This window comes from Bacillus sp. SD088, from assembly GCF_017355205.1.
Lineage (GTDB): Bacteria > Bacillota > Bacilli > Bacillales > Bacillaceae_C > Lederbergia.
Genome location: NZ_JADIJK010000013.1, coordinates 13,498 through 25,612 on the forward strand (window position 1 = coordinate 13,498; position 12,115 = coordinate 25,612).

13 protein-coding genes are annotated in these 12,115 nt (G+C 40.4%); 11 read left to right on the plus strand and 2 right to left on the minus strand.

What is annotated here, in order from left to right:
• The first annotated feature begins 20 nt into the window (after positions 1–20).
• Together IPU53_RS12540 and IPU53_RS12545 are read left to right on the plus strand one after the other, a co-directional pair.
• Positions 21–356 (plus strand): DMT family transporter, encoded by a 336-nt coding sequence (locus IPU53_RS12540; protein ID WP_396019949.1) that lies wholly within the window; start codon positions 21–23, stop codon positions 354–356.
• Position 357: 1 nt separating this feature from the next.
• Positions 358–672 carry a DMT family transporter gene (locus tag IPU53_RS12545; RefSeq protein WP_207451194.1) on the plus strand — a complete coding sequence of 105 codons (315 nt, stop codon included), beginning with the start codon at positions 358–360 and terminating at the stop codon, positions 670–672.
• 55 nt (positions 673–727) lie between these two features.
• On the opposite strand, the gene IPU53_RS12550 is transcribed toward IPU53_RS12545, so the two are convergent.
• Positions 728–1,000: an alpha/beta-type small acid-soluble spore protein gene (locus tag IPU53_RS12550; RefSeq protein ID WP_207451390.1), complete on the minus strand. Its 273-nt coding sequence runs from the start codon at positions 998–1,000 to the stop codon at positions 728–730.
• Positions 1,001–1,130: 130 nt separating this feature from the next.
• Between IPU53_RS12550 and IPU53_RS12555 the strand changes: the two genes are divergently transcribed.
• From IPU53_RS12555 to IPU53_RS12570, 4 genes are all read left to right on the plus strand, one after another.
• On the plus strand, positions 1,131–1,382 hold the full coding sequence (locus tag IPU53_RS12555) for a transcriptional regulator SplA domain-containing protein (protein ID WP_207451196.1): 252 nt from the start codon (positions 1,131–1,133) through the stop codon (positions 1,380–1,382).
• On the plus strand, positions 1,375–2,403 hold the full coding sequence (gene splB / locus IPU53_RS12560) for a spore photoproduct lyase (protein ID WP_207451198.1): 1,029 nt from the start codon (positions 1,375–1,377) through the stop codon (positions 2,401–2,403). The genes IPU53_RS12555 and splB overlap by 8 nt, the downstream gene beginning before the upstream one ends.
• 68 nt (positions 2,404–2,471) lie before the next feature.
• Positions 2,472–3,743, plus strand: a complete 1,272-nt coding sequence (locus IPU53_RS12565) for an alkaline phosphatase (protein ID WP_207451200.1) — start codon at positions 2,472–2,474, stop codon at positions 3,741–3,743.
• Between the two features lie 189 nt (positions 3,744–3,932).
• On the plus strand, positions 3,933–5,045 hold the full coding sequence (locus IPU53_RS12570) for a mechanosensitive ion channel family protein (RefSeq protein WP_207451201.1): 1,113 nt from the start codon (positions 3,933–3,935) through the stop codon (positions 5,043–5,045).
• A 259-nt stretch (positions 5,046–5,304) separates the two neighbouring features.
• On the opposite strand, the gene IPU53_RS12575 is transcribed toward IPU53_RS12570, so the two are convergent.
• Complete coding sequence (locus tag IPU53_RS12575) at positions 5,305–6,327, minus strand: YeiH family protein (protein ID WP_207451202.1); 1,023 nt, start codon at positions 6,325–6,327, stop codon at positions 5,305–5,307.
• A gap of 314 nt (positions 6,328–6,641) precedes the next feature.
• On the opposite strand from IPU53_RS12575, the gene IPU53_RS12580 reads away from it, so the two are divergent.
• The 5 genes from IPU53_RS12580 to IPU53_RS12600 all read left to right on the plus strand — a co-directional run bounded on the left by IPU53_RS12580 (position 6,642) and on the right by IPU53_RS12600 (position 12,033).
• Positions 6,642–7,538 (plus strand): LysR family transcriptional regulator, encoded by an 897-nt coding sequence (locus tag IPU53_RS12580; protein WP_207451203.1) that lies wholly within the window; start codon positions 6,642–6,644, stop codon positions 7,536–7,538.
• Positions 7,539–7,605: 67 nt separating this feature from the next.
• Positions 7,606–8,736: a CdaR family transcriptional regulator gene (locus IPU53_RS12585; RefSeq protein ID WP_207451204.1), complete on the plus strand. Its 1,131-nt coding sequence runs from the start codon at positions 7,606–7,608 to the stop codon at positions 8,734–8,736.
• Positions 8,737–8,896: 160 nt separating this feature from the next.
• Positions 8,897–10,309, plus strand: a complete 1,413-nt coding sequence (glcD, locus tag IPU53_RS12590; protein WP_207451392.1) for a glycolate oxidase subunit GlcD — start codon at positions 8,897–8,899, stop codon at positions 10,307–10,309.
• On the plus strand, positions 10,309–11,622 hold the full coding sequence (locus IPU53_RS12595) for a (Fe-S)-binding protein (protein WP_207451394.1): 1,314 nt from the start codon (positions 10,309–10,311) through the stop codon (positions 11,620–11,622). The genes glcD and IPU53_RS12595 overlap by 1 nt, the downstream gene beginning before the upstream one ends.
• Before the next feature lie 108 nt (positions 11,623–11,730).
• Positions 11,731–12,033 carry a DUF5316 domain-containing protein gene (locus IPU53_RS12600; protein WP_207451205.1) on the plus strand — a complete coding sequence of 101 codons (303 nt, stop codon included), beginning with the start codon at positions 11,731–11,733 and terminating at the stop codon, positions 12,031–12,033.
• The last annotated feature ends 82 nt before the right edge of the window (positions 12,034–12,115 follow it).

The window sequence follows — 12,115 nt, forward strand, 5'->3', positions numbered from 1 at the left end:
TATACATGGGAGGTAATGTTTTGAAAAAGGCATGGCTTTATGTTGGGCTGACTAGTTTTTTTGAATTAGTCTGGATTTATGGGTTTAATACAGCGAATCAATGGTGGCATTGGATCTTTATTGTCTTTTTTATTTTTGTGGATTTCCACTGTTTAACAAAGGCCTGTGAACTGCTTCCAACTGGATCGGTTTATGCCACTTTTGCAGGCGTAGGAACGGTGGGGACAGCTTTAATGGATATATTCTTCTTTGAACAGACGTTTAATACAGGAAAGGTTTTTTTCATTATTATTCTGGTTGCAGGAGTTATTGGATTAAATCTAGCAGATCTGAAAGACAAGGAAGGGACGGTTTAAAATGGGATGGATATATGTCGTTTTGGCTGCCATTAGCGAGGTTTCTGGAACAATGGGGTTAAAAATGTATAGTCAGAAGAAGACCTGGAAAAATGGATCACTTTACCTAGGAGGCTTCGGTGCTTCTTTTGTTTTTTTATATGCAGCTTTTCATTATATACAAGTGAGTATCGCCTATGCTGTTTGGATTGGTATTGGTACAGCAGGCGCAGTACTTTTCAACATGGTCTTTTTTGGTGAGCTAAAAAGTCGAGCAAGATTGATAAGTGTTGGTTTAATAATTATTGGAGTGACAGGATTAAAGGCGGTATCTTGATCACTATTGGGCTGTCCAAACGTAATGTGGACAGCCCTTTCTGTGTCTGGCACCATTATTTTTTTAACTGTTGTTGCGCCATTTTGATCATTTCCTTTACCATGTTGCCGCCGATTGTTCCACCAATTTTTCCGGCTTGCTCGGATGTAAGTTGTCCGTTATATCCTTCTTTTAAGGGAACGTTCCGCTCTTTTGCAACTTCATACTTAATATTGTCGGGATGTTTTTGGTCGACTTGATATCCCTTTTCTTTCATTACATTGGCTTTAAGTTGATTTAATGGTTCTCGTGCTGCGGGAACCAAAATCTTGTTTTTGCCCATCTTCATCATCCCTCCTTATCATTTAGATTGTGTATTCTCTTACTTTATAAACTGGCAGTTATTCTCTCGAATAAAACAAGTTCACAGGTACAAGATAAGGGAAATAAAAATAGAAAGCTGGGTGGGAATATTGGATATGAATCAACTTTATCATCCGGGTGAAATTGTATATGTTATTCTTCGTAATCCACATGCACAAAATGTAGCGAATGTTCAGCAAGCTGCGGTTGTGAAAAATCCAGAAAATCCTTCTCAATTGGCGTTATTTTTACATGAGAACTATTATCCTTTAACAGAAGAATTTGCAGTTTATCCAACAGAAGGAGAGGCAGAAGCGGCTTACCAAGAAGCCTTTGGGGTTTCAGATATAGAGGGGTTTTATGGTTAAGCCGTTTGTTCCACAACTCGTCTATGTTGAACCAAAGGCATTGGAATATCCGCTTGGAAAGGAATTAATTACTAAGTTTCAAGATATGGGCATTGAGATTCGCCATACGACCTCCCATAATCAAATTAGAAATTTACCTGGAGAAAATCATTTTCAAAAATATCGAATGGCGAAATCAACTTTAGTTGTTGGTATAAGGAAAACATTAAAGTTCGATACTTCAAAGCCTTCAGCTGAATATGCGATTCCATTAGCGACTGGCTGTATGGGCCATTGCCATTACTGTTATTTACAGACGACAATGGGCAGCAAACCATATATTCGAACCTATGTAAATGTGGAGGAGATATTTGAGGCAGCGGAAGAATACATGCAAGAAAGGGCTCCAGAAACAACACGCTTTGAAGCATCCTGCACATCCGATATTGTCGGGGTCGATCACTTAACCCATTCTTTAAAAAGAGCGATTGAGTTTTTTGGGAAGTCAGAATATGGACAACTCCGATTTGTGACAAAATTTGCTCATGTTGATCATCTTTTGGATGCCGATCATCAAGGAAAGACAAGATTCCGTTTTAGTATTAATGATGATTATATTATTAAATATTTTGAACCGGGTACATCTAGACTTCATGAGAGATTAGAAGCAGCTGCTAAAGTGTCTGCCGCAGATTACCCCCTAGGATTTATCATTGCCCCCATTTATTTACATGAAGGCTGGAAAGAGGGGTACTTGGAAATGTTCGAAAAGCTAGATGCCACGTTGCCCGCTAGCGCCCGAAAGGATCTTACATTTGAAATGATCCAACATCGCTTTACTAAGCCGGCTAAACGAGTAATTCAAGAAAACTATCCAATGACGAAGCTTGAGCTTGATGAAGAGAAAAGGAAATGGAAGTGGGGTCGATATGGGATTGGGAAGTATGTATATACTGATTCCGAACAAGAGGATATTAAAGATACCTTAGGCCAGTATATTAAGCATTTCTTTCCCGAAGCCAGGTTAGAGTATTTTACTTAATATTGCGCATAAGACTAGGGGAAGGTGTAAAAATAAACCGAACGAATCCACATTAAGGAGAGTAAGAAATGAAAAGGTTTATGCTGATTTTAGTCATTTGCTTTGGGATGTTTCCGCTCGTAGTGAGTGAGAATCCTGTACAGGCTGACAATAAAACTGTAAAAAATGTCATTTTCATGATCCCTGATGGTTTTTCAACCGCTTATGCGACGGGATATCGGTGGTATAAAGGAGAGAAATCGATTATGGATGATATGTTGATCGGCATGCATCGGACCTATTCCGCAAACTCGATCGTAACCGACTCCGCTGCTGGTGGAACGGCGATGGCTACAGGCGTGAAAACAAATAATGGGATGATTGCGATGTCACCATCAGGGGACCGATTACCTACTATTTTACAAGCCGCACGAGCAAGCGGGAGGAAAACAGGCTTGCTAACAACCACAACGATCACATATGCAACACCTGCTGCTTTCGCCTCTCATGTGCAAGACCGAAAAATGGAAGCGGATATTGCGCCACAACTGATAGACAATAAAGTAGATGTTCTGTTGGGTGGCGGACGGAAGTATTTTTCAGAGAAACTTCTGAAGCGGGCTAAAACAGAGGGATACCAGATTGTCACAGATCGCAAGGACCTCTCAGTAAATTCGTCCTCAGATAAACTGTTAGGCTTATTTTCCGATGGAGCGATGGCCCCTGAGCTGGATCGCCATAGGACAAAGGAGCCCAGTCTTGCCCAAATGACAAAGGCGGCCATTCGACTTTTACAAAAAGAAAAGAACGGTTTCTTTTTAATGGTGGAAGGCGGACAAATTGATTGGGCTGGTCATGCGAATGATGCTGCATGGGCAATGAATGATATAGAAGCCTTTGAAGAAGCAGTGAAACAAGCGAAGGAATTTGCGAAAAAGGATCAGCAGACATTAGTCGTTATCGCCGGAGACCATAACACAGGTGGTATATCAATTGGGGGCTATAATCAATATGCCGCAAATATTGACCTCCTCCATAATATGAAAGCTACTGGGCAATATATGGCCACCCAATTGAATCAAGACCGAAATAATAGTAAAAAGGTTTTAAAGAAATATGCAAATATTGTTCTGACTCCTGACGAAGAAAAGAAAATTCAGGTTGCGAAGGATCCTCAACGTGCTATTAATCAGATCCTTTCGAAACGCGCATTAATTGGTTGGACAACGTATGAGCATACCGGGGCGGATGTTCCTGTATATGCATATGGACCAGGGGCTGAGAGCTTTAGAGGCTTGCAAGAAAATACAGATTTGCCGAAGAAGATGGCGAAGCTAATGAACATTACACTTTCCAAATAAGATCAACTTCATAAAGTTAGCGTAAAAGGCTGCCCTTCGGAGGCAGCCTTTTACGAGCGGATAGAAAAATTTACGTAGTTTAAACAGGCATGTGCACTTTTCTTATGCTTAAACAGTCTCTTTATGTTAGTATGTAAAATACCAATTACATTCTATGTTAATTTTTACTCTTAAGGAGGTCATGAGGATATGTTCTGGAAACCATGGGAAAGCTGGCAGCCAAACTATATTGAAGATATAATCGGCATCCTTATTGCCATTGGGGTGTTTTTATTATTTCTTTTTTTAAGAAAGGTTCTTACGAAATTAGTATTTACGATTATATTAAAATTGACGCAAAAAGTACCCGGGAGCTTATTTACCAATATAACAAGGGCTTTTGAAAAGCCGTTACGATGGTTATTTATTATTATCGGTCTGTATATCGCAGTTTCCTATTTTCCATATTTGGACAAAACGAATCCTTTATTTCTTCATCTCATTCGATCTTCTATTATTTTGATCATAGGCTGGGGATTATTTAATCTAGCAGATGCTTCTTCTAGCTTGTTTACCAAAATCAATGAGAAGTTTCATTTTAATATTGATGAGATTTTAATTCCGATTTTGTCCAAAACCCTTCGCTTTATTATTGTAGCGATCACCATTTCCGTGATTGCGGAAGAATTTGATTATAAAATTAGTACCTTTGTGGCTGGATTAGGTATTGGTGGACTTGCTTTTGCCTTTGCCGCTAAGGATGCGTTAGCGAATTTATTTGGCGGAGTGGTGATTATTACCGAAAAGCCTTTTACAATTGGCGATTGGATCTTAACACCAACAGTGGAGGGAACAGTGGAAGATATTACTTTCCGTAGTACGAAAATCCGTACGTTTGCCGATGCGCTCGTAACAGTTCCCAATTCGACATTATCAAACGAAGCCATTACCAATTGGAATAAAATGAATAAAAGAAGAGTAAATTTTAATGTGAGATTGCCTTATGACACATCATATGCAAAAGTCCGTGATACAAAAAGTAAAATAGAAACGATGATCAAGAACCATCCAGGCGTTCATCCAGAAACCATTTTGGTCAAATTTGATGAATTTAAGGAAAATGGTTATGATATAATGCTTTACTTTTTTACAAAAACGACTGCTTGGGAAGAGCATTTGGATGTGAAGGAAGATATTAATTTACAAATTCTCAGTCTCCTAGACGAGGAAAACCTTTCGATTGCGATTCCAGCTAGACAGGTGTTCGATGCTTCTAATCAGGAAGGGCCTTCAAATGTTGGGTCTGTATCGAATGATTCATAGCCATATAAGATAAAGGGAGTGTCAGGCAAGCTTTCGCCTAGGACGCTCCCTTTTCTTGAAAGGTAAGAAAGTATAAATTTTGGCTAATGCTTGATCTAGCTCCAGCGCCCAGCGACTAGCAAACTTTCGGTGCCTGCTTGCGTAAGTCAACATCGATTCACCCTTCGGGTTCATCGTGTTTCCTTTATCTCGTCAGTCCCCTAAAAAGTTTGTACGACGCTAAACGGGCGCTTGCGCTTTTCTTGAAGAATTTTAACCATTAAACAATGAAATAGGCTAATATGGAGAGACAGATGGATGTAATAGTCATTGCGATTAATGGCTTTAACGCTCGGGAACGTAGATCTTTAAGGCTAACATTCAATCCAAGTCCAACCATCGCAGCTGTTAATAGCCAGGTTGTGACCGTAGCTACCCCTTGGAACACAGAATCAGATACAGGAATAGAATGTCCAAAAACATAGCTTCCTAATATACTCAAAAGAATAAATCCAATCAGGAACCAGGGGAAATCAACCTTTGTGTTTTGCCCAGAGTCTTTGTTTTTCCGTTTCATAATAAAAATAAAGATGAAGCAAAGCGGAACAAGCAAAAAGACACGACCTAATTTTGCTAATAAGGCAATCGCCAGGGCGTCTTCTCCAGCAGGATCAGCTGCGATCGCAACATGGGCAAGCTCATGTAGACTGATACCAGACCAAATGCCATAATCCAATGCTTCTAAAGGAAGAAATGGCCGTAAAATCGTATATGCAATCGCGAATACGGTTCCCATTAAGGCGATAATCCCAACACCGATTGCAGTATCTTCGTCCTTTGATTTTACGATCGGTGCAATCGCAGCAATTGCAGCAGCTCCACATACTCCAGTCCCAACTCCAAGCAATAGGGAGATCATTTTATCCGCCTTCAATACTTTTGCAAGCCAAACGGTCAAAAGGATAGCAAAGGTAATAACGAGAGCATCACGTGCAAGTAATCCCAATCCATCGTGGAAAACGACATCAATATTTAATTTAAGACCGTATAAAATAATAGCAACACGCAATAGTTTTTTCGATGAAAAGGTAATACCATTTCGAATCACCTCAGGATAACCGAAAATTTGCCGATAGATCACGGCAATGATAATGGCACAGGCTAATTGCCCAACCCGGTCAAATCCTGGTACCATGGCAAGCAAATATCCAAGAAGGGCGATGAAAAAGGTGAACGCTACTCCGGCTATCCACTTACCAGCTTGATTTTCTTGTATAGTTTGTGTTTGTGATAATGACCCCATGAAAACACCTCCTGATATTAAGGATAATGAGCACTCCTATATAAGTAAAATAATTAGTTGTGATAATGATGATAAGTAAAATGGTATAATAGGGGTGTTCGAAAAGGCCGGTAAAAATGACACTGCGCTAATAAAATGATTTTCGACTAAGTGCCGACACCTCCTATGTCGAACGTCGAAGACAGCATAACGCATGCAAGTCCGCTTCGAGCTTTCGCTGTACAAGATATACTAGTGTCGGGCATTTTCGATTGACGCCAGTGCTTTTATCCTCCTTTTTGAACACGCACTGAAAGGACAAGGGGGACGAAACAATGGATCAGCATTTGCAAGTATTTGTCACGGTTGCTGAAAAGCAGAATTTTTCCCGTGCAGCAGAAGAATTGCATATGACACAGCCGGCTGTTAGTCAGTACATCCGTGCTTTAGAAGACAGTATGGGGATTCGATTATTAGAGCGAACGAATAAATATGTCCAATTGAATAAAGCTGGGGATATTGTGTATCATCATGCTAAGGAAATTCTTGGTCTATATACGAAAATGCAAAATCTAGTCGATGATTTGACACATAGGGCGAAAGGAGATCTAAAGATTGGCGCTAGTTATACATTTGGTGAGTATGTCTTGCCACATATTCTAACCGATTTGCAGCAACAATATCCGGAAATTGAACCTTCTGTGACGATTGCCAATACAGCGACTGTTGCAGAGCTTATTGCAAGCCATCAATTAGATATTGGTATTATAGAAGGAGGATTAAAGGGCAAGGAATTGATAGAAGAGAATTTTGCGGAGGATTCCATGGTGATTGTGGTTTCAACTCATCATCCATTGGCATCTAAAAAGTTTGTGACCATAAGTGACCTAGAGAATGAGCGATGGATTGTCCGTGAAAAGGGATCGGGCACACGAGAAGCTACTGAGGCTATGTTTCACCAGCTTTTGTTTTCTCCAAAGAAGAAAATAGTCTTTAGTAGTACGCAACCCATTAAAGAAGCGGTAGAAGCCGGCTTGGGTATTAGTTTATTATCAAAATGGGCTGTGCAAAAGGAGATTCGAAACAAAGACCTGAAAGTTTTACCAATCAAGGGCCTGCCATTCTTGCGGCAGTTTTCGATTATTACTAAATCGCGATTTCAGACAAAGGCATTGGAGGTATTTATCGAGCTGCTTCGTACAAGCGAATCACTTACTTTAAGGAAAAGGTGAGGAAAATCTTCCATTTGTAAGGAGGATGACGACTGCCTCGGTCGTATGAAGAGAACGGAGGAGAGCGATGTTATCAACAACACTAGCGAATAAAATTATTTATGAAGTAGGAAAATTATTCGAAAAAGACCTGATTATTGTCAATATAGAAGGAGAGATCATTGCTAGCTCGGAGGAAGGGAGAATTGGTGATTATCATGAAGGTGCATTGCTTTGTGCACAAAAATTGGAAAAGATTATCATAAAGGAAAGTGATATCCCTTACTTAAAAGGAGTAAAAGCAGGTATAAATTTTCCGATATTATTTCAAGGAAAAGTAATTGGAGTGATTGGAATTACAGGTGAACCTAGGCAAATTATGCCCTTTGGGGAACTATTACAAAAGATGACAGAATTAATGATAAAAGAGAGTTATTTTTCAGAAGAAAGTCAATGGCGAGCTAGAATGATAGAATCTTTCATACTAGATTGGATACAAGAGAAAGAGTGGACAGCGGAATTCATAGAACGTGCGCATGTATTAAAAATTGATTTAGAATTGTGTCGCCTACCTATATTCATTGAATGGGATCAACACTCGCCCTTTATCTTCAATGCAATCGGACAAATTAGGCAGATTTGGGAAGATTCGCAAAGCCAGGATTTAATGATCCAGTGGGGCAGTCATCGTTTTTTACTTTTACATAACGGACCGATAATGCAGAAAACCACTATATTGCATAAGTTAAATCAATTAAAGACATTCATTGAAAGCAGCTGGGGAGTTTCTGTTCGAATTGGTGTTGGAAGCAAGGTGATACCACGAAAGTTGGGAATAGGGGTGACGAATGCAGAAAAGGCACTCCTAGCAGCTTCAGAGGCCTCTCCTATAATGTTTGAAGAGGATTTACGTTTAGAGCTATGTTTACAAGAAATTAAACAAAGTACGAGGCAAGAGTATATGACACGAATTCTTGATCCACTATTGGCACAGGAAGAGCTATTAGCAACCTTAAAGGCTTTGTTTACCTATCATTTATCGCTAAAAAAGACTGCGGAGGAGCTACATATCCATATTAACACTCTTTATTATCGCTTGAAAAAAATAGAGGAATATACGGGATTGGATGTGAAGAAAGTCCCAGATGTATTTCAACTATTCTTAGCTTTGCAGTTTTTGGAGGAACATACAAAAAAAGGGATCAAAAAAGAAAAGTAATTTAAATATCTCTCTATAGAAAAAGAGATCCAATTTTTTTATGATAAAGTGAGGGGAGCGCACGCTTATCCTCTACTTAGGCCATCCATCTAAAATGGAGTCTTACGGAAGAGTATAAAGGGTGAGAGTTTCTTAGTTTAGGCAAAGAGGGTGGATTATGATGATTTCCGCATCAATCAAAAGCCAGTTTGAAGCGATCGTAGGCAAAGAGAATATAATGACCTCACAGGCGCAAAGGCTTGTATATTCCTACGACGCAACACCGAATATGCAAGCGATGCCCGACTTAATATTGGCTCCGCGTTCGACTCAAGAAGTGATTGAAATTGTAAACGTTTGCCGGGAAGAGAAAATTCCGATTGTCCCACGTGGTTCTGGATCTAATTTATGTGCGGGGACAGTCCCGATTGCAGGCGGAGTTGTGCTGTTATTTAAACATATGAATCAAATCCTTGAAGTGGATGAGGAAAATTTAACGGTAACTGTGCAGCCAGGTGTGATTACACAAGATTTGATTGAAGCAGTAGAGAGGAGAGGGTTATTCTATCCGCCTGATCCAAGCTCGATGAAAATTTCAACGATTGGTGGCAATATTAATGAAAACTCTGGTGGGTTACGTGGTCTGAAGTATGGTGTGACCGCTGATTATGTGATGGGGTTGGAAGCTGTTTTAGCGAATGGTGAAGTGATTCGTACAGGTGGCAAACTAGCCAAGGATGTTGCTGGATATAATCTAACTCAATTACTAGTTGGCTCAGAAGGGACATTGGCGATTATCACAGAAGCAACATTGAAACTAATTCCGATGCCTGAGTCGAAAAAAACAATGCTTGCACTCTATGAAAATATTGATGCAGCGGCACAATCTGTCTCAAAAATTATTGCAGCGCAAATGATACCAGCGACTTTGGAATTCTTGGATCAGCCAACTTTACAAGCAGTAGAGGATTTTTCACAGATAGGATTGCCAACAGATGTGGAAGCCGTTCTTTTGATTGAGCAGGATGGCCCTGAGGAAGTAGTAGCACGTGATATTGAAAAAATGGCGCTGATTTGTACAGAAACAGGGGCTGTATCTGTGCAAATTGCGGCAACAATAGAGGAAGCAGAGGCGTTGACAACAGCAAGACGGGCAGCATTATCAGCTTTAGCAAGATTGAAGCCGACAACTATTTTAGAGGATGCGACCGTCCCACGTTCGGAAATTGCCAATATGGTAAAGGCAATTAATGAGATTGCAGAGAAGCATCGGGTGAAGATTTGCACATTTGGCCATGCAGGGGATGGAAATTTGCATCCAACTTGTCCGACGGATGCTCGAGATGAGGATGAAATGGCAAGAGTAGAGGCTGCTTTTGCGGATATTTTTGATCAGGCGATTCGATTAGGCGGCACGATCACTGGTGAGCATGGAGTTGGAATCGTCAAGGCCCCATATTTGGAATGGAAGGTAGGGGCAGCAGGGATTGCGGTTATGAAAGGAATAAAACAAGCATTAGATCCACAACAAATTTTAAATCCTGGTAAGGTTTTTACGGAAGAAACCCGTAATCGATTGGTGGTGTCGACATGATGGATTTAACAATTCGTGAGAGGAACATTCAAGAAGCATTCCAGGAAAGAATGGATGAGTCAGAATTGCTGAATTGTATGCGCTGTGGTTTTTGTTTGCCCGCTTGTCCAACTTATATTGAAACAGGATATGATGAAACTCATTCCCCGCGTGGACGGATTGCCTTAATGAAGGCAGTCTATGACGGACTTATTGCTCCAGATGAAGAAGTGGAACATTCATTAAATGTTTGTTTGGGCTGCCGGGCTTGTGAACCCGTTTGTCCAGCAGGAGTGCAATATGGTCATTTATTGGAAGAAGCAAGAGATATTTTCAATGAATATCATCCCCATTCATTACCAGTGAAGGCGTTGCGTAAAACGATGTTTGATGGTTTGTTTCCACATCAAAAGCGGATGACCAAAGCCGTTGGTTTACTGGGATTTTATCAAAAAAGTGGTTTGCAAACCGTTGCTCGAAAAATTGGCTTTATGAAATTATTCCCAGAAAGCTTGCGAGAAATGGAAAAGGCTTTACCCGAGGTGCCGAGACATCGCAGGATAAAAACTCATCTACCTTCATCAGGGACCAAATCCGCAAAAGTGGCCTTTTTCTCTGGCTGTTTAATGGATACGATGTTTTTAGAGACGAATGAAGCCACGATCAAATTACTGCAGAAGGTTGGCTGTGAGATCGTGATTCCGGAAAATCAAGGTTGCTGTGGTGCTTTGCATGGGCATAGTGGAGAAAAAGAGAAGGCCAAGGAGTTAGCTAGGAGAAATATTGCAGCTTTTGAAAAAACAGAAGCAGATTATATTATCGTCAATGCGGGAGGCTGTGGCGCCTTTTTAATGGATTACGACCATCTGCTAAAAGACGATCCAGAATATGCAGAACGAGCGCGCCAGTTTAGCGCAAAAATGAAGGATATTTCGCAGATTTTATATGAATTGAATTTTCATGAACGGGTGCCGCTCCAAGTAACACAACAAGTTGTGACCTATCAAGATTCATGCCATTTACGAAATGTGATGAGAACAGCAGAGGCTCCTCGCGTTTTGATGAAGGCAATAGCTGGTGTCACATACAAAGAAATGGAAAAAGCCGATAGCTGCTGTGGCTCCGCAGGAATTTACAATCTAGTTCAACCTGAGATGTCGATGAAAATATTAGACCATAAAATGGAAAAGGTCACCGCAACAAAAGCGCAAACGATTGTAACAGCCAATCCTGGATGTCTGTTACAGATGAAGCTTGGCATTGAGCGAGAAGGATTAGGAGATCAAGTGCGCGCCCTTCATATTGTGGATTTGCTGTTGGAGGCATGTGGTTAAGGAAGATGGCTTCGTGAGGGAGAAAGGCACGAAGCTTTTTTGCATAGGATGAGAATAAGCAGGAAAAAGGTGCTATTTCTAGAAGTGTAGGTATAAGGAGGTGAAAGGATGAAATATGTAAGCTTCGGTGTTTTCATCGTCATCATAGCCTTAGTCGTTGGTTTTGTCACGAGTAATTGGTTGCTTGTCTTGAAAATTTCTGGTGGCGTTGTGTTGGTATTCTTACTTCTTGCTGGGCTCTTTACCGGAGCAATGGCAGGGGGAGATCGGGTCCGTGCTAATTATGAGGGTGAACCAAAGAGTTCAAGAGAAGAAAGAATGCAATGGGTGAAAAATTTTATCTTTATTGCTTTTCCTAGTTTTATCTTCATTCTTATTTTGTTGGTCGTTGATTACTTTGTTACCTTATAGGAAGGGGAAGAGCAAAAAAGCTTAAACAAGACTAACTGCTCCTATCCGGAATTAAGCTTTTTCTATAAGGGATTAAAACATC